Source organism: Oligosphaera ethanolica (assembly GCF_030814695.1).
In the GTDB taxonomy this organism is placed as follows: domain Bacteria; phylum Verrucomicrobiota; class Lentisphaeria; order Oligosphaerales; family Oligosphaeraceae; genus Oligosphaera; species Oligosphaera ethanolica.
In genome coordinates this window covers 4,017,288-4,036,512 of the sequence record NZ_JAUSVL010000001.1, presented here as the reverse complement: position 1 = coordinate 4,036,512, position 19,225 = coordinate 4,017,288, and the positions used below count along the sequence as shown (strand labels likewise).

Genomic DNA, 19,225 nt, shown 5'->3' with positions numbered 1-19,225 from the left:
GTCTCACCGCGTCGGCGGGGGCATGTCGTGCATCCAATATCCATGGCTGACCGATTACATTTCTTTTCGCCCGGCCACGCTGTCCCCCTTGAAAATTCCCAAAAGCGTCTATATAATGTCTGATAAATCGGATTATCATGCAAAAAAGGGACATTATCATGACAACTGTACGCCTGATTGACATCGCCCGCCGTGTCGGCGTATCTTCCGGCACGGTATCGGCGGTACTGAGTGGTCGTGACATCGGCATTCGTTTTTCGGCAGAGAAGGCCGAGGAAATCCGCGCAGTAGCTCGGGAGCTGAACTACGTCCCCAACATTTCGGCGCGGATACTCAACCACCAGGCATCTTTCACGCTGGGTGTCATGCTCGACAGCGAGGACACCCCTGTGCGCTTCCGGCAGCTAGCCGCGATTGAACGCGCCGCCAGCAGGCGTGGCTACCGTTTGCTGGTCACCGAGACGCACAACGACCCGGTCAGCCAGCGCAAAAACTACCTGACCCTCAAGCAGTACGGCGTGGACGGGGTGATTTGTCACTCCAACACCCTTACGGCCACGCCGGTTCTTGAGGAAAAAACGGTGTTTTATGGCGCTGCTCCCGTGGCGGGTTTTTCCACGGCCTATTACGACATTGGCGCGGCCTATGCCGAAGCCGCCGCGTTCTTTGCCAGAGACCGGCGGCGGACAGCGCTGGTGATCTCCGACAACATGAACTACGACTCCGTCCGCGCCCGCCGAGGCGCCTTTCTGGCACACTTCCCCGACGCTGGCGGCCGCCTGTATCAGCTCCGGCTCACGGATGATCACCGCAGCGACATCCGCGCCGGCATGGCCGAACTGCTGGAGCAACAGCTCCTTCCCGCCGGCATCAACGCGGTCATCCTGCAGAATGACTCGTGGTGCCTGGCTCTGACCGCGGAAGCAACCCGCTGCGGCCTCAGGGTACCGGCAGATCTGGCGCTGATTGGGCAGGACAACTCGCTCTTCTGCGCCTGCAGCCGACCGGCCTTGAGCAGCATCGACTCCAATCTACAGGCACTGGGCGAGGCCGTCCTGGAACTCATGCTCGAGCGCATCGCTCAAGCCGACGCGCCCATTCGCGACATCGCGGTGCCCACCAAACTGATCCTGCGTGAAAGTACATGATTGAGCTCGAACAGACAACACGTTATTGACAAGAGAACAAGGAGAAGGACCATGACCTGCCTAATCAAGCCTGCACACCGCCATGACCAATCTCGACGCTTCACCCTCATCGAACTCCTGGTCGTCATCGCCATCATCGCCATTCTTGCCGCCATGCTCCTGCCCGCATTGAGCAAAGCCCGCGAGAAAGCGCGCAGCATCAGCTGCATCAACAACCTCAAACAATGCGGCCAGTTTATCCACATCTACGCCAACGACCACGACGGCAATGTCATCGTCAAATACCACAATAGCCACAACTGGCTCCGCAGTATGCGCGTTCACGGCTACTTCCAATCGGGCGGTACCACCGACCTGCCGCAGTACTGCTGCCCAAACTCCAAAGGCAGTTACTCAAAAAAACAGAACGACCCGACTTACTACGCCTATGGCTGGTTCGGCGATTTCCCCTACGATGGCAACTACACCAACGCTGACCTCTACTACACCAAGTTCCAAGGCAGCGCCTATAACGACAGCCGCATGGCACTCGTCTGGAAAAGCCCGGCCGACATGCCCATGCTGGTCGATAGTATGATGAAAAGCAGCGACTCCACGGTCGCCGCCGATGGCGGCCCCCGCAACGGCGCCTTCCTCAAAGTGTCGTGGCCGGGCGGACCTAGGCCCTGGGCGGCCCACGGCAACAACGCCGTCAATTTGCTCTACATCGGCGGCAACGCCGCCGCCGTCCCCGTCGGCAAAATGCGCGACGACTTCACCGCCAAAGCCGCCACCAAACTCGAATTTGCCTTCGGCGACGTCGCCGACTGGTAACAGAATATTTCCACCCACAACACCCCAACAACACCCAGACAGGATAACACCATGCGGCCGAAATTGCTCCTCGCTATCGCTCTTGCCTTCGGCGCCGCTGCCGCCCAGGCTAAAAATACCGTGCGACTCGACAACGCCGGACGACTCTTTCTCGGCGACATCAGCTTCGGCGCCGATTTCTGGGATGGCAAAAGAAATTTCACCCAGGGCAAAACCAAGGAATGGCAGGTCACCAATCGCGAGGACGACGTCAGTGGCGGTCTGTGGCGGCGCGAAGGGCTGCTGATTCTGGATCAGGACGAGCCCGCGCCCTTTGCGAGCCGGCTCAAACAAACAGCACCGGGCGTCTTCACCTATGTCATTTCCGTCGATAAAACCTCGCGGGGCTTCACCTTCCGCACGTCGTTACCCGGCGATGCCTTTCTCGGCCGGCGCTTCCGCATTGATGACCAAGAACTGGCTTTGCCACTCGAAAAAGACCAGGTGGAAATCTTCTCCAGCAAGGCCCGCAAAATTGCCATTCCCTGCGGCGACGGCATGGCCACCCTTGAGTGCAAGGGCGATATGAGCGTGCTCATCCATGATTACCGACCACGGCCAAACAACTTCTCCCTCCTTCTCGGCATGCCCAAAGCCAGCGCCGAACTCAGCCAATTATCGCTCACAGTCACCTTCCAAACCTACCAGGCAACGCCCCTTGATCTGCGCGCAGCCGCCAACATGGGCTTTGCTGACGACACCGCCGCCGATGGCATCGGCGGCTGGACCGACCAAGGGCCGGAAAATGACTTGCGCATGATCCCCACCGGCCACCTGCGCTTCCGCGGCACCGACTTCGCTATCATTGACCCACAGACCAATGACGGAAAATCCTGCATCGCCCTGGCCGGTGCCGCCAGGACCTACTTCCCGACAAGCGCCACGGCAGAACTCACCGACGCTCCCCGCGGCAACTGGCTTTTCCTCCTCCACGCAACCGCCTGGGGATCGTCGTCCCAGGACCTCGGCCAAGTCAACGTCACCTATCAAGACGGCGTCAGGCAGGACGTTCCCGTACGCTCAGGCACCGACGTCGGCAATTGGTGGAGCCCCAGCACGCGCACAAATGGCGAAGTCGTCTGGACCGGCGAAAACCGCAGCTCCTTCGTTGGACTCTATCGCAGCGCTTACCAGCTGGAAAACAAACCCATCAAGCGCATCGCCTTCACATCCGCCGTCAACGCGGTGTGGATGATCGTCGCCGCCTCAGTCGGAGAACACCGGCCGCCACGCGATATGTCCGCCCCATTCTACATCGTGGCCAACAAGGACTGGCAGCCGATTGATTTTGCCAAGGACATCGAGCCCGGATCAGTCATGGACTTTTCCTGGCGCCTCGACGCACCAGCGGGAAAATACGGCCCGGTACGCATCCACAACGGCCGTTTTGTCTTCAGCGAACGCCCAGACCAGCCCCTGCGCTTCTATGGCACCAATATTTGCTCCGGCGGACCCTACACCAGCAAGGAATGGGCCGAGCGCCTCGCCGATCGCATCGCCACCTACGGCTTCAATGTCCTCCGCCTCCATCACCATGATGGCGGCATGACCATGAAAGACAACACGACCCAACTCAACCCGGAATCCATGGACCAGTTGGACTACCTCGTCCACTGCCTCAAACAACGCGGCATCTACATCACCACCGACCTGTATATCTCCAGACGCCTCCCCAAGGGCGAAATACCCGAATACCCCGATGTCCTCAGCGACATCACGGCCTACAAAGCCATGTTCTGGCTGCTCGACTCCGTCTGGCGCAACTGGCGAACCTACTGCGAGAATTACCTCAATCATGTCAACCCCTACACCGGCCTGACCATCAAGGACGACCCCGCGCTCATCTCCGTCAGCATCATCAACGAGGGCAATATCAAATCCTGCTGGGCCGCAAATGCGTTCACCCGGCAACTCTACGAAGAACGCTTCAACGCCTGGCTCGCGCAAAATAAGGCCGATGACCAGGGCGTCCCCGAGCAACGCAACCAGCTCTTCGAACGCTTCTTGACTGAAACCTACGAAAAACGGTTCGCGCAAATGACGTCCTTTCTGCGTGAACAAGGCGTTCGCTGTCCCTTGTCGGACCAAAACATGGGCACAACCCTCAAGCTCTCCCAAATGCGGCGCCTGTACGACTACACGGACAACCACGGCTACAGCAGTCATCCCCGCTTTGCTGTGAAATCTTGGCAGTTGCCATCGCTCGTCACCCAGAAATCCGCCATTAGCTCGCCATGGTCCCTCCCAGCCAGTCGCCTTTATGGCAAGCCCTTCACCGTCACGGAATTCGATTTTGCCAAGCCCAACCGCTTCCGCGCCGAAGGGCCGGCCCTGCTCGGTGCCTATGGCGCCCTGCAGGACTGGGACATGCTGGTGCAGTTCGCCTATTCGCACGGCAGAGAGAACTACCAGCGCGACGACCGCGCCAACAACCACTTCGATCTGTCCACCGACCCCGTCAAAAGCATCGCCCACCGCATCGGCGCGGCGCTGTTCCTCAATGGCGGCGTCAAACCAGCCCCGGACGCCTTCGCCGTCCTCCTTGACGAAAAAACGGCCATACCTTTTGACAGCAACTACAACAGCGCCATTGCCCGGCTCGGGCTCGTCACCCGCATCGGCACAGTCGTCATGCCAAATACGGCCAATGCCCCCTACCCCGAAAAATTCACGGCGGTGCTGGACGCCGGCAGCGCTTTTCCCGCCGCCGCCGCAAACACTGGCAACACCAGGGTCTTCAATGCCGCGCCGGCTTACGAACAGCTGCTTGACGATTTGGTGACCGCCGGCATGATCCCGAAAGACCACTACGACCCCGCCGCCGGCTTTTTCCGCAGCATTGGCGGAGAGCTCGAACTCAACCAGTCAAAAGAAACGTTCCAGGCCGTGACTGACGCCTGTGAAGCCTTCGTCCTCCCCGCCGGCGAAAATGCCCGCGGGCGTTTCCTCGCCGCGGAAAGCCGGCTCGGTCGAGCCGTCATTGCCGCCGTATCAGCCGATGCCCAGCCCCTGCGCCTGTCCAAACGCATGTTGCTGCTGCACCTGACCGACACCCAGGCGACAAAGGCAAAATTCGCCTCGCCAGACATGGAACAGCTGGACAGCTGGGGCGAACCGCCCTTCCTCGCGGCCCGCGGCGAGGCGATCATCACCCTTCTGGCAACGGCCGGCCGCAACTACCAGCTGCACGCAGTGGATACCGCCGGCAAACGCCTGGCCGCCGTGCCGCTTATCCCCGGCGCCGATGGCACACTCAGCTTCAAAGCACAGGTCTTCACCGACGCCGGGCAGGTTTTCGCCTACGAGCTCGAAGTCCTTCCCTGAGGCGCGGCGTTGCCGAACGCCAACGACGGCTTATGGTAATCGCCGCTTTGCGCCCGAGACCCCTTTTCACTCGCCAACGAAGCCCACGGAAGGACGTCATGGACTGCCTGATTCCCTACGGTGATATGCTGCAGAATGTTTATGCGCGACTGGCCGACGCCGCCGGCGAGCGTCGGCGTGCCGAATGGTCACGCATTGCCACGCCTGACGACGCGCGGGGATACGTCGCACGCGCCCGCGAACGCGTCTTGCGCGCCTTCGGGCCCATCCCCGAACGCACGCCGCCGAAGCCACAAATCACCGGCGAGCTGCTGCGTGACGGCGTGCGCATGCAGAAAGTCCTCATTGAGGTCATGCCCGGCTGGCATGCATCCCTGCTGGTGTACCGCCGGGCCGACGCACCGGCAAGCGAACGGCAGCCGGCCATCCTCCATCTCTGCGGCCATAACCCCGAGGGCAAAAGCTGCCTGAACGGCCAGCGCCTGAACCTGTCATTGGCCCACCTGGGCATGACCGCCGTCATTCTCGACCCCTTCGGCCAAGGCGAACGCAAACAGTTCCCAGGTCTGGGCTTCAGCCCCGTCCGCGAACACAATCTGGCCGGAAAACTCCTGGACCTCGGCGGCGAATTCTTCGGCGCCTGGCGCGTCCGCGACGCCATGAGCGCCGTCGATTACCTCCTCACGCGAGCGGATGTCGACCCCGAACGCATCGGCGTCACCGGCGCCTCCGGTGGCGGCACGCTCGCCAGCTACGCCTTCGCCCTCGACGAACGCATTGCCGCCGCCGCCCCGGCGTGCTATATCACCACCTTCCAGCGCAATTTCGCCAACGAGCTACCCGTTGACGCCGAGCAGGTCCCACCCGGCCTCTGGGCCGGCGGCGCCGACATGGCCGACCTGCTCATCGCCAGAGCGCCCGCGCCAGCGCTAATCCTCGCCGTCGAAAATGACTTCTTCGATGCCCGTGGCGCCGCCGAGAGCCACGCCGATCTGCAGCGCATCCACGGCCTGCTGGGCACGCCTGAACACGCTGGCCTGCTGGTCGGCCCCGGCGATCACGCCCTCGGCCCGGCGCTACGGGAGGCCGCCTGCCAATTCTTCGCCACGTACTTTCTTGGCGCCACCACCAAAACGGCCGTTCCCCAATGCGACACCTGGGCGGAAAGCGAGTTGATTGTCACCCCGACTGGGCAGGTCGCCGACCTGCCTGGTGAGGAAACCATCGCGCCCTATCTCCAGCGCCGCGCCGCCACCCTGGCCGCCGCGCGCCGCCCGACCCCCGAGGCCATTGCGCAGTTCCTGCGCGAGGGCCTACAGCTCCAGGAAACGCCAGTCGCCCCCGACGTCCGCATCCTGCGCAACCGCTGGCAAGGCCAGCGCATCTCCCGCCTGGCGCTGCAAACCGCGCCCGGCTGCGAGGCCATCCTGCACATCGCCGACCCCGCCGGCGCGCTTTTTCACCTCCCCGCCGAAGACGACGCCTTCCTCTACGTCGCCCACTTGGACGCCGAAAGCGAACTGGCCACGCCGCTGCCCGGCGTGCCACCAGATGCCAAACGCCTCTACGCGCTGGATGTGCGCGGCATCGGCAAATCCCGACCGCTCACCTGCGACCACCACGACGATTTCTTCGCCATGTACGACAGCGACTACTTCTACGACGCCAATGGCCGCCTGCTGTCCTCGCCACTCTGCGGTGGCCGGGTGCGCGACGTCCTCGCCGCCGTCGCCCTCCTGCGCAGCCGCTGCCAGCGCGACCTGAGCATTGCCGGCTATGGGCTTGGCGCCCTCCTCGTCGCCTACGCCATGGGCGTCAGCACGGCCGGCGTCGCCCGTATCCACCTCGCGGGCGTGCCCCGCGCCTGGAGCGACTACTTCCACGGCGGCGACGTCCGCTGGCCACAGTCCATCATGATCCCCGGCATGCTCCGCGTTTTCGACCTGCCCGACCTCTACGCCGCACTCGCCGAACGCTGCGACCTCACTGTGTCCTCATACCTCAATGCCATGCTGCAGCCGGAATAACCCACCCGCGCAAAACATCCAGCGGGAAAAAAACCACGTGCCTTCGCCTTCCCGCCCTCGCGCCTTCGCGTGAGAAAAAAGCATTTTCTTCGCGCCTTCGCGACTTCGCGTGAAAAAAAAGCATTTTCTTCGCGCCTTCGCGCCTTCGCGTGAGAAAAAAAGAGCGGACACCCAGGTCCGCCCCGACAAATTCGCGCCTTTGCGCCTTCGCGCCTTCGCGTGAGATAAAATCTTCGCGCCTTTCTACCGGCGGCGTGAATTGCCGCAGAGCGGCAAGACACGACGCCATTCTTCTTCTTCGCGCCTTCGCGCCTTCGCGTGAGAAAAAAAAGGGCGGACACCCAGGTCCGCCCCGACAAATTCGCGCCTTCGCGTGAGGAAAAAGCATTTCCGTCCGCGCCATAAAACAATCGGCGGCGGGGCTGCCCGCCCCCCAAAAAAGAAATCTGCGCGAATCTGCGCAATCTGCGGATAGAAAAAACATCTCCCGCCCCCCCGACGCCGGCACTTGCAAAAACAGCGCGGCCCTATATGCTGGACGCGGCAATGTCATTGCTGCCGACACCGTTCGGCGTCGGCAATAAAAAAGGAGATTGACCATGTCCCGCTGCCGCCGAATACTGCAAGTCGCGTCTGCTCTCCTCGTGCTTGCCACTGTCGCCATGTCCCGCGCCCAGGGCACTACCGCGCCGATGCTGCCGACCAATCCGCTCACCACCGACGAACTGTCCGCACAACGCTATTTGCGCAGCATCACCGTGGCCTTGCCCAAAGACCGCGAGGACGACACTTGGCGGATCGGCGGTTCGCAGCACAACAATCTGTCCAAACGCTATCAGCTGGCCTTCAGCGGCTATGCGGCGGCGGCGCTGGGCATGCGCACGCCGGCCTTCACCGTCCTCAGTGCCGCGATTATCGACAACGTCATCCAGCGCATGCTCAAAAAAGATGTCTGGATATATGTCAAAGACTACTGGGGCGACAAGCCGTGGTTTCCCGATCCGTGCTATGACGAGAACATCATGTACACTGGCCATCTCCTCCACCTCATGGCCTTCTATGAACTCTTCTCCGGCGATGACAAATATCGCAGGGACGGTTTCGATTTTGTCTGGGACGACAAGACCACCATCCACTACGACGTCCAGAAGCTGATCGACATCACCGTCCGGCAAATGCGCGAAAACAGCTCCGGCGGCGTATCCTGCGAGCCCGACCTGATTTTCTTCCCCTGCAACAACCACCCGCAGATCGCCCTCTTCATTTACGAACAGCTCGGCCTGGGCAACTGGCAGGCCGAACGCAGCCGCTGGGAACAGACGGCCCTCAAGAGCTACGCCAGCCCGCTCATGGGCGGTGGTGCCATCAAACTCGTCTATCACCGCAAGTACAAATTCATGTTCCCGCGCGGCCATATCGGCCTGGATGGCTGGTCATTGCTTTGGTATCAGCCGTGGGCGAGCAATGTCGATGATGCCCAGCACCTCTGGCGCGAATCCGTCAAATGCATCCAGTGGGATAAATTCAGCCACGAGACCGAAGACATCTGCCGCGGCAAGGCCACGTGCATGGATCCCGCCAATGTCCCACCCACGGCCACGGCGTCGTTCCTGGCCGCGGCCGCACGCGCGCTCGGCGACGACGCCACCGCCACGCGCTTCGAGACCTTTCTGGACCGCTATCTGCGCCGCGAAAATGGGATGTTCTACCTAGACCTCGACCGCGAATGGCGTATCGGCTGCAGCGCCAACCGCATCACCGCCCTGGCCATCCGCAATGGCAGCGACTTCCGCGCCCTGCTGCGCACACGGCAAATGCCAAACCAGGGCCCGCATGCCGCAGAGGTCACGCCAGCCGGCATCGCCGTCGCCGAAGCCGTCTTCGCCGATGGCGTCCTCCGCCTTGGCCTCGTCGGCACCGGCCCCGCCACCGTGCAACTCGGAGGCGTCAGCACGCCGCCCAAAGCCGTCACGCCCGCCACCGCCACGTTCACCGACAACGCCATCACCATCCCCGATGTCGGCGGCCAATGCGCCATCACTGTGACGTTCTAATTTCACGATTATTCACCGCAACCCGAGGACTGCGCATGGCCGGACGAGCGATTTCCCGCAGCTGTTTTATCGGTTTTATTGTCGTTTTATTGCTGGCGGCATCGAGCTGCATCGGCATGGGCGTGCTACTGCAGCGCCGGGCGGCCCGCGGCGGCTACCACGAAGACTGGCGCGACACGGACGGCAGCGTGCAGCATGGCATTGTCTACGACGAAGCGACGGGCAACAGCTACGATCTCTTCATTCCCGCCGGCGCGCCGCGTGACCGGCCCACCGGGGTGATGCTATTTATCCATGGCGGCGGCTGGACCGAAGGCCGTCGCGAACACCTGCACTACGCCAGCCGGCGCTATGCCAAGCACGGCTATATCTGCGCCACGCTGACGTATTCCCTGGCCGGCGAAGACGCGCCGGGCGTCACCATGTTCACCATGTTGGACGACATCGGCAAGTGCATCGCGCACATCAAGGCCCGTACGGCCGAGCTCGGCTACCCCACGCGGCAAATCGCCCTGTCGGGCGTTTCCGCCGGCGGGCATTTGGCGCTGCTCTACGCCTACTCGCGGGGAGCGCAGTCGCCCTTACCCATCGCCTTTGTCTTCCAGCAGACCGGCCCGGTTGATTTCCATCCGGACGCCTGGGCGGATGACGCCCGCATGCTCTCCTGGCTCATCTCCATGGCCAGCGGCAAGCCCATTACCGAGGATATGATCCGCGGCGGCCACGCCGATGCCGAGACGGCCATCAGCGCCATTTCGCCGCTGGCCCATGTGGGCCCAGGCAGCGTTCCGACTATACTCGCCTACGGCGACCGCGACGACCTGGTCCGTCCCGTGCACCGCGACAAGCTCAGCGCGGCGCTGGCGGCCCACGGCGTGCCGCACGAAGTCATCCGCTTTCCGTGCTCCGACCACATGCTCTGGCACGACCCCGACAGTACCGACGCCTACGAACAGGCCGCCCTGGCATACGCCCACAGATACTTCACCGCCGAACCGCAATGACGCTGCAGCACAGGCAGGCATACCTATGTTGGCGCAGTAAATGCCCCCCGACGACAGCGCCTAAGGCACGAGTTCGGGCTTTGTTGCCGCCCCCCGTCGTGACCGCGGAAGGAATCACGCCCGTGCAGGAAAAAACACCGCGCGGAGCGCGGCAAAATGCCCGGTAGGCGCATTGCAAAAAGGCCCCGGGTGGTTATGCTAGACGGCGGTTTGTTGACAGTGTCAGACAGAGCCAACACCCCGTGGCCGCTTGAAGCGACTTGGCCACGGCACACCATCACCACAAAGGGAGATCCGACCATGGAGCGTATCGCTGCGCAAATGTACACCTTGAGAGACTACTGCAAGACGCCGGCAGACATCGCCGCGTCCTGCGCCAAAGTGAAAAAAATGGGCTATGACGGCGTCCAGCTCTCCGGCATGGGCCCCATTGACCCGCAGGAAATGAAGAAAATCCTCGACGGCGAAGGCTTGGAATGCTGCGCGACCCACATCAGCGCCGACGCCATGGAAAAAGAGACCGAGCGCGTCATCGCCGAACACCAGCTGTGGAACTGCAAATACACCGCCATCGGCGGTTTCTTCCCCAAGGAAAACTGGGGCCGCAAGCTCTGGGAAGACTTCGCCGTCCGCTACAACGCCATTGCCAAGAAATTCGCCGGGTCGGGCATTCGGATTGGCTATCACAACCACAGCCATGAATTTGCCATGGCCGACGACATTCGCCCGATGGACTACCTCATCAACGCGCTGGATCCCAGCGTCTGGATTGAGATCGACACCCACTGGGTTGCCCGCGGCGCCTCGGATCCCGCCGGCTACATTGAGCGCGTCGCCCACCGTATTCCCTGTGTCCACTTCAAGGACCTCATCGTCACCGCCCAGCGCGAATACAAGATGATGGAAATCGGCGACGGCAATCTCAACTGGCCACGCATCATCCAGGCCTGCAAATACGCCGGCGTGCAGTGGTACATCGTCGAGCGCGACGCCGGCGACATGGAGGCCTTTGCCAGCCTCGAACGCAGCTACTACAACATGCGCGAAGTCATGGGCCTCTAAGTAGACGGGCTTTTTCATCGGACCGATCATCGGACTGATCATCGGACTGATCGGACTGATCGGACCGATCGGACCGATCAAGAAGACGGATCAGTCCGATCCGTCGGATCAGTCCGATCCGTCCGCGAGAAAAGACAGCCGATCCGGCGGGTCACCGCCAAGCGCAAACAGCAAAAAAGACGGCCGCCTGCTCATATAGAACAGGCGGCCGTCCTTTTGTGTTTTTCAGCCTGTGGGCGCTGCCCTCAGGTCATTTCTTGGCAGCGCTCTTTTTCGCGGGCGCCTTCTTCGCGGCGGGCGCCTTCTTCGCGGCGGGCGCCTTCTTGGCGCTGTCGCAGCAGCAGCCGCAAGCGGGTTTCTTGCCGCTCTTCATGGCTTCTTCGATGGCGACGGCGACGGCGACGGTCGCGCCGACCATCGGGTTGTTGCCCATGCCGATGAGGCCCATCATTTCAACGTGCGCAGGCACGGACGACGACCCGGCGAACTGAGCGTCGGAATGCATGCGGCCCATGGTGTCGGTCATGCCGTAGGAGGCGGGGCCGGCGGCCATGTTGTCGGGATGCAACGTCCGGCCGGTGCCGCCGCCGGAAGCGACGGAGAAGTACTTCTTGCCGCGTTCCACGCATTCCTTCTTGTAGGTGCCGGCGGTCGGGTGCTGGAAGCGCGTAGGGTTGGTGGAGTTGCCCGTGATGGACACGTCAACGCCTTCCAGCCACATCACGGCGACGCCTTCGCGGACGTCGTCAACGCCGTAGCAACGCACTTCGGCCTTGGGGCCCTTGGAGAAGGGCACTTCGCGGACGATCTTGATCTTGCTGGTGACATAGTCAAACTGTGTCTGCACGTAGGTGAAGCCGTTGATGCGGCTGATGATGTACGCGGCGTCTTTGCCCAGACCGTTCAGAATGACGCGCAGGGGGGCTTTACGGACTTTGTTCGCGGACTTGGCAATGCCGATGGCGCCTTCAGCGGCGGCAAAGGACTCGTGCCCAGCTAGGAAGCAAAAGCACTCGGTCTCATCACGCAGCAGCATGGCCGCGAGATTGCCGTGGCCGATACCGACCTTGCGGTCGTCAGCGACGGAACCGGGAATGCAGAAGGACTGCAGGCCTTCGCCAATGGCCTCGGCGGCCGCGGCGGCTTTGCAGCAGCCTTTCTTGATGGCGATGGCCGCACCGACGGTGTATGCCCAGCAGGCATTATCGAAGGCGATGGGCTGCACGTCCTTGACGATCGCATGGGCGTCGATGCCGATGCTCTTGACCAGCTTGTCGGCATCCTCAATAGAGTCGATGCCGTATTGTTTCAGAGCCGCATTGATCTGCTTGATGCGGCGGGCGTATGATTCAAAGAGAGCCATGTTATTCACCTCACTTTTGTCTTATTCGTGGCGGGGGTCAATGACTTTGGCCGCTTCGCTGAAACGCCCGTAACTGCCGGTGGCCTTCTTCAGGGCTTCGTCAGCCGGCGTGCCTTTTTTGATCAGGTCCATCATCGCGCCCATGCGGATGAATTCGTAACCGATGATCTCGCCGTTGGCGTCAAGCGCGAGGCGGTTGATGTAGCCTTCGGCCAGCTCAAGGTAACGGGCGCCCTTTTCCAGGGTGCCGTAGGTCGTGCCTACCTGCGAACGCAGGCCCTTGCCGAGGTCTTCCAGGCCGGCGCCGATGGGCAGACCGCCTTCGGAAAAAGCGCTCTGGCTGCGGCCGTAGACGATCTGCAGGAATAGCTCGCGCATCGCGGTGTTAATCGCGTCGCAAACCAAGTCGGTGTTCAACGCTTCGAGAATGGTCTTGCCGGGGAGAATTTCCGCGGCCATGGAAGCGGAGTGGGTCATGCCGGAGCAGCCGAGAGTCTCGACCAGCGCTTCCTGAATGATGCCCTTCTTGATATTGAGAGTCAATTTGCAGGCGCCCTGCTGCGGCGCGCACCAGCCCACGCCGTGGGTCAGGCCGGAAATGTCCTTGACTTCCTTCGCCTGGGTCCAGCCACCTTCCTGCGGTATGGGCGCGGGACCGTGATTGCATCCCTTCTTCACACAGCACATCTGATCTACTTCGTGAGTGTTCATTGAGTTATTGACTTCCTTCGCTTGAGGGGTCTACTTTCGCCGTCACCGGCACGGACAAGGAACTTCTTAATATAAATCCCGGACGCTCTTTTGCCATTGCTATTAAGCACACTAACGACATTTCTGTCTAGCGCAGGCGGTGCCGTGGCTTGTCAGCCGGCCCCTGCAATCGGCGCTGGCGCTGCTGTTTTTTGAGTTCGCGGGCAAAGGCCTGTTCCAACGCGCGCTGCGAGCGGTCTTCTTCGGAGAGTTCCACGGGCTGCTCCTCGACGAGGAACCACGCCAGCAGGCGGCCGAGCCACCCCTGCTCTTGCTCCAGCGCCTGGTAGCGCCGGCGGATGCGGTGGAGCCGCTGCGGCGGCATGCGGCTGGAGCCGATCTGCAGGCAGATCAGGTAGTGCTTGCGCGCCCGGTAGGTCCGGCCCATTTTGGCGGCGGCCTCCGCCAGGTAATAGTGATAGAGGATGTTGTTGGGGCTGAGGCCGACGAGCTTCTGGCACAGCCGCAGACAGGCGCTGTAGCGGCCCCGCTCAAACTGCGTCTTGGCCTCCCGGAACATGATGAAGCGCTCCGTGTTGGTCAGATCCAGCATGAGATTCTGCAAGGTCGTGTTGCGGGGCGCGTTGTTGCCGACGATCATCTCTTCAAGAATGTCGTCGGCGATCGTGTCCAGGATGGCCACCTGCCCTTCGTGGTAATTGCGGTTGACGGCGGGCTGATCAAGGAAGCTCAGGCGTTCGTCATACTGCTGACGACTTTGTGGGTCGGACAGGATATCAAAGGCGCTGACCAAACGCTGAAACGCCGCCGTTTTGACCGCGTCATCAAAGAACAGATCGGGGTGACAGAGCTTGGCCTGCGCGTAGTAGGCCTTTTTCAGCTCCGCAAAACTGCAGCCGCGCTTGACGCCGAGTATGTCGTAAAGTGTTTGCGGCATAGCCCCCTAGGGTAATCACGCGCCTGCGGCGCAGTTCTTGCGGCCTCATCCAGCCGTCCTCTGAACAATCAGCCTTTCACGGTCATCAGCAAACCGACGGTTATTAGGATTAAACCGACAATTTTCGGCATGGTTCCGGTTTCCTTGAGAATGAACACACCCGCCAAAAAACCCAGTGGCAGACTGATCTGCCGGAAGGCCTGGATGTAGGCCACGTTGTCCACCCGCGTCATCGCCAGCAGGATCAGCCCGTAGGCCGAGGAGCTGCAGCAGCCCGCCAGCATGGGCGCGTAGCTGTGCCCCCAGAGTTTCCGCAGGCTATCCAGCTCGCCCGGTATGGCCAGCACCAGGACTATTTCACCCAGCACCAGGCCGAACTCAATGAGAAACAGATAGCCCAGCGCCTGCAGCGTCGTGCGTTCGCCGGCGACTTGGGCGATGATTTTCAGCGCGCTGCTGTCAAACAACGTGTAGAAGGTCGTCCCCAGGGCCCCCAAGAAGATGTAGAAGAGAACATCCCGCCGCCCGCCGCTGATATGGATGGAGTGGAAGTCCCGCAGTGGCATCAGCAGACAACCCACGGTGGTCAGCACCATCCCAGCCAGCGCGAGCAGCGAGAACTGCCGCCCCAGCGAAAAAGCGATGGACAGCAGCGCCACCATCAGCACCGGCAAGGCCCGCATGATCGGATAGACCAGCGAGATCTCGCTGCGACGATACGCGTAGGCCAGCCCCGCCACATACAGCACTTCCGCCAGCACGCTGCCAAACAGCAACAAATAAAAACTCGCCGGCAACGACCGGAACGGTATCCCGCCCAAAAACAAAAAGGGCGACCAAATCAACGCGGCCATCGACGACATCAAAAGATAAAATGCCACCGACGGCCGGGTGCTTTTGGAGAGAAAATTCCAAGTGACATGCAGAAAGGTCGACAGGAAAATCAGCACAAAAGCGGCAAAGGTCATGGATTCACCGCGTTTCGATAGCACGCCTCGCGGTATTTGGGCACCCGGCCCTTCCAGGCTTGCAGTGCCTCCTTGCCGCTGGCATCGCCGGCAAGAAGATCAAGCATGGCCGCGCCTTCGGCCTGGCAGAGCGTGTCGTGCCAGGGGTAATATTCGCGGAAGAGGAAGTTGGCATAACGGACCATGCGCGAATCACCGAACATCATGGGCACCGACCCGCTTGGCGCGCAGACCGCGACCGATCGGAAGTCCTTGATCGCCGCAATGATATCGTCACGGCTGTCCGACGCGGCCAGCACCATCGTGTAGTACCAGCCAAAGAGGTCGGCGTCCTCGCTGCCGCAAAATTCCATGTTGGCGCTCTTGCCGCTGAGGCGGAAGCTATCCGTGCCGTGGGAGTCACTCAGCCCCACGACGGGGAAGCGGTTGCCCTTGGCCTGCTCTTCGTAGTAGCGCACGACCTGGAAATTATTGGACTCGAACTGGTGCTTGTAAAAGCCGCCGATGAGTTCGAAGGCGTCGAAGGACTTCGCCGCGAAGAGCGCGTCGGTAAGACCCTCGCTGATGACGTACTGCCCGACATACCAATAGGGATGCGCAAAGACCGCCAGACCGCCGCCCTCGCGAATGCGGTCGCAAACCCACTGCGACGCCGCCACCGGGAAGTAGTTCAGGCCAGGATTGCTCTGTGCCATGCCGGCTTGGATTGCCGCGACCTCGCGCTGGTAGCGCTCCTCGTCCGCCTGAAAACGGCTAGTGACGCTGAAATCGCCCGCGAAATTGACGATGTGCACGGGATTGCCCGGCGAGTGCACTTCTTCGCCTGGGAACAGGCGGAAGTCCAGCCCCAGCGGCTCGTAGAAGGCTCTGGCGGCCAGGGACGGCGCGTAGTTGCGGTGGTCGCTGATGGCGGCGAAGTCAAAGCCCTTCTGGCGATAGCGCGCGGCGACGTACTCCGGAGCCTCCTTGCCGTCACTGCCCGTCGTATGAATATGGAAATCGCCTTTGAACGGCCTGAGCGCGTACCAGTCGGGCTTCAGCGAATAGATGCGAAAGCTCTTCACCTGTTTATAGCCGGCATTGTCGCTCTTCGTGATGGTGACGGTGACGTTATGCTCCTGCTCGCCGGCAAAGAACTGCTGGAAGACCAGCGCGCCGTCTCGCAGCGTCCATGCCGGTTTGGGATTCTGGTTCGGCCCCCACTGGTAATCGCGACAGCTGCCATCGGCCATCAGGCCGCTGAAGGGATTGGCGCAGACCTCAATCTGCCACGGTTCGCCCGCCGGAAATGCCGCATGCGCAAAACGCGGCCGGATGACGATCTCGGATACTTTATCCGCCGGAACAACCCGCGGTGACACATCGTAATAATCCATCTCACTTCCTTCCTGCTGAAATGACCTGATCAACACCCTACCCGACAAGATCCACGACGGCACGCGCCGTCAAAAGAATTTGATGATATGCTCCGCGCCATCGTCGTCCAGTGCCCACAGGCGCGCGCCGGGCATCAACTCCCGGCTGGGCATGGCGCGGACGCCCTTGTCGCCCGCCTGCACGTCCAGCACCGTCACCGGAATGGCCCCCTGCTCATAGCGCAGCTCAGTACCATCGAAGGGATTGCGCGGCAGTTCGGCGAGCAGTTCTTTCGGCAGCGCGCCCAGACTCTCCGGCAGCGCGCCATGCCGGCGCCGATAGCGCTCAATGGCGACGGCAACGTGGGCCAAACGATTGTCCAGCCGCGCCCGCGCCGTCTGCCGGGCCATCTCCATGAAACTAGCCGACTGCTGGGCTAGGCTGAAATGCAGCCCGCCATATTGCGCCGCGCGCTGCTGCGACGACGCAATGTCGTTCTTGGACACGTACAGGTCATGGTCTAGCAAGTCCATCAGCCGGGCATAGTAGGAAAACTGCTCGGCGCGCGCGCCGTGATCCAGCCCAAACAGCGACGCCTTTTCCCACCCGGCGCGTGCCAAAGCGTTGTACAAATCAGCAAACAACGCATTTTCCGCCAGACATTGCCAACGTGCCGCGTGACCAATGCGCCCCTCGTCTGCCGACAATTCCTGGAGCAATGCCGGCAACTGTTCCTCAGGCGTCATGGGCAGGACGGCCTGTAGCAGCGACAAGCGCCGCGAGTACATCGCCGTCGCCACCGCCAGAGGCCGGATGAGGTCGTCCTGTTCATAGTCACTGATGCGCTTGAAATCTTCCCAAAGCAGCTCGGCGCGGGCTTCCTCAGGCATGCCCAAAGGCTCGGCAAAGCGGAAGGCGAAAAGTCGCCAGTTGCCATACTCCCGTGATTTGCTGATGGCCAGCTCCACGCTGTCGCGCCCCTGGCGGACAACCCCCAGCTGCGGCCGCAGCAAGCCCAGATGCGGCGCCTCCCGCAACAAGGCCCGGAAATTGAGAAAACGCGGCGCGTAGCGGTCATAGCGCGTCTTGGCATTTTCCAGCCACTGCGGATCGGCGCTACGGATGATATCCGCGTGGAGGACAAAATGGTGGTTGGCCAGCCCCAGATCGAAATCCGGTATGCCGATGCGCAGCAGTCGCGGGCCGGCGTGCGGTTCTTCTGGCAACGGCAAAGCCGCAAAGCCCTGCATGTCCAGGGGAAGATGCGCGTACTGTTCACGCAGGCGCCGCCAGCGTTGCATCCCGCTGTACCACGGCGGCCCAAGCAGCAACAGCAGAAACAATGGCATGGCGCAGACGACGGCAAGAGTGCGGTAGCCCAAACGCCGGCCAATGACTGCATGCCAGGCGTGGGTCATCGGCGCATCCTCGTCGCCAGCCTGCAAAGGCCAGACAGGCAACGACGCGGCCTCGTCAAGCTCCCAGGCCCGGCCAGCTACCAGCATACCGAGAAGCAGATTGAAACATAGAATGCTGATGACCAAGATGGCATTCGTCGTCGCCACCCAGCTGCCACCGCCGGCATGCGACGGCGCCAGCAAGACAACGCCGTAGAAAAACAACAAAACGGCGCAACATATAACCAGCGCGGCGCCGGGAAGCGCCCGTCTGCGCTCTGGCAGACGACGCAACAAGCCGCGATAATACACCCACAACGCCACCACATTCACATAGGGCAGCATGAACCAGAAAGACGCGCCGCGACGGCCGTGGCCCGGCAAGTACCCCGACCAAAAATGATACAGGCAGGCCAACCCGATAAACTGACCGAGTATCGCCGGCAGCAAGATCCGCCACGACGCCAGAAAACGCGACAGCGGCACCTGCAGATACCACATCAACAGCAGCAATGCCAGGGGAAAAAACAAGGGCATGCTCGCTCGTAGCATGCCGAATAACCGCCCGCGTGAAGACCAGTGCCGGCGCGTGTCAGCCATGACCACCCGCGCCGCCGGCCCGAGGTCCGGATCCGCCGCTAGGCTCCGCCAGTCACCGCCGCTCAGCGGACGAACCCGCCGATCGCAGGCCAGGCGCCGCGAAGACAGACCGGCAAGAAGATCAAAGGCGCGCACTTCCTGGCCAACCGTGTCGTCTTCAAGCAGATAACGAAATGTCAATGGATTGATACTTTTATGATCGCCCATGAGGGTTACTGCCCAGCAACGAAGAAAAACGCAGGAAATCTCGCCCGAAATGCAAAGCGCCTTAACAACAGTCCGCTAACATAGCCCGACTTGTTCGCCGGGCAATTTGCCCTGCGAGCATTGCTTCACTCATTGATAATCGGTCAGCCATTGATAACCACCGGTCCCAGGAGACGCCAGTCAGTCCCCGGCGGCCAAACAGTCCACAACTGGTC

At 61.6% G+C, this 19,225-nt stretch carries 12 protein-coding genes and 1 pseudogene; 7 read left to right on the top strand and 6 right to left on the bottom strand.

Annotation, left to right across the window (positions count from 1 at the left end; genetic code table 11):
- Positions 1 to 158: 158 nt before the first annotated feature.
- The 7 genes from J3R75_RS14055 (at position 159) to J3R75_RS14025 (ending at position 11,471) form a co-directional block, all read left to right on the top strand.
- On the top strand, positions 159 to 1,148 hold the full coding sequence (locus J3R75_RS14055; RefSeq protein WP_307262670.1) for a LacI family DNA-binding transcriptional regulator: 990 nt from the start codon (positions 159 to 161) through the stop codon (positions 1,146 to 1,148).
- Positions 1,149 to 1,199: 51 nt separating this feature from the next.
- Positions 1,200 to 1,961: a prepilin-type N-terminal cleavage/methylation domain-containing protein gene (locus tag J3R75_RS14050; RefSeq protein WP_307262667.1), complete on the top strand. Its 762-nt coding sequence runs from the start codon at positions 1,200 to 1,202 to the stop codon at positions 1,959 to 1,961.
- 51 nt (positions 1,962 to 2,012) lie between these two features.
- Complete coding sequence (locus J3R75_RS14045) at positions 2,013 to 5,324, top strand: hypothetical protein (RefSeq protein WP_307262664.1); 3,312 nt, start codon at positions 2,013 to 2,015, stop codon at positions 5,322 to 5,324.
- A gap of 98 nt (positions 5,325 to 5,422) precedes the next feature.
- Positions 5,423 to 7,351 (top strand): alpha/beta hydrolase, encoded by a 1,929-nt coding sequence (locus J3R75_RS14040; RefSeq protein ID WP_307262661.1) that lies wholly within the window; start codon positions 5,423 to 5,425, stop codon positions 7,349 to 7,351.
- Between the two features lie 599 nt (positions 7,352 to 7,950).
- Positions 7,951 to 9,405, top strand: coding sequence for a linalool dehydratase/isomerase domain-containing protein (locus J3R75_RS14035; protein ID WP_307262659.1), 1,455 nt, complete (start codon positions 7,951 to 7,953; stop codon positions 9,403 to 9,405).
- 35 nt (positions 9,406 to 9,440) lie between these two features.
- Positions 9,441 to 10,409: an alpha/beta hydrolase gene (locus J3R75_RS14030; protein ID WP_307262655.1), complete on the top strand. Its 969-nt coding sequence runs from the start codon at positions 9,441 to 9,443 to the stop codon at positions 10,407 to 10,409.
- 300 nt (positions 10,410 to 10,709) lie between these two features.
- Positions 10,710 to 11,471 (top strand): sugar phosphate isomerase/epimerase family protein, encoded by a 762-nt coding sequence (locus J3R75_RS14025; protein ID WP_307262652.1) that lies wholly within the window; start codon positions 10,710 to 10,712, stop codon positions 11,469 to 11,471.
- A 370-nt stretch (positions 11,472 to 11,841) separates the two neighbouring features.
- On the opposite strand, the pseudogene J3R75_RS14020 reads toward J3R75_RS14025, so the two are convergent.
- From J3R75_RS14020 to J3R75_RS13995, 6 genes and pseudogenes are all read right to left on the bottom strand, one after another.
- Positions 11,842 to 12,834 (bottom strand): annotated as a pseudogene (locus tag J3R75_RS14020) (GGGtGRT protein); the annotation flags it as partial.
- A 21-nt stretch (positions 12,835 to 12,855) separates the two neighbouring features.
- The gene (locus J3R75_RS14015; protein ID WP_307262646.1) at positions 12,856 to 13,545 is read right to left on the bottom strand and encodes an iron-sulfur cluster assembly scaffold protein; all 690 of its coding nucleotides are present in this window, start codon (positions 13,543 to 13,545) and stop codon (positions 12,856 to 12,858) included.
- Between the two features lie 127 nt (positions 13,546 to 13,672).
- Complete coding sequence (locus J3R75_RS14010) at positions 13,673 to 14,482, bottom strand: J domain-containing protein (RefSeq protein WP_307262643.1); 810 nt, start codon at positions 14,480 to 14,482, stop codon at positions 13,673 to 13,675.
- A 68-nt stretch (positions 14,483 to 14,550) separates the two neighbouring features.
- A complete protein-coding gene (locus J3R75_RS14005) occupies positions 14,551 to 15,450 on the bottom strand; it encodes a DMT family transporter (RefSeq protein WP_307262641.1) in 900 nt (299 codons plus the stop codon).
- A complete protein-coding gene (locus J3R75_RS14000) occupies positions 15,447 to 16,826 on the bottom strand; it encodes a PHP domain-containing protein (RefSeq protein ID WP_307262638.1) in 1,380 nt (459 codons plus the stop codon). Before J3R75_RS14000 ends, J3R75_RS14005 begins: the two co-directional genes overlap by 4 nt.
- A 69-nt stretch (positions 16,827 to 16,895) precedes the next feature.
- Positions 16,896 to 19,010 carry a hypothetical protein gene (locus J3R75_RS13995; RefSeq protein ID WP_307262635.1) on the bottom strand — a complete coding sequence of 705 codons (2,115 nt, stop codon included), beginning with the start codon at positions 19,008 to 19,010 and terminating at the stop codon, positions 16,896 to 16,898.
- Positions 19,011 to 19,225: the final 215 nt, after the last annotated feature.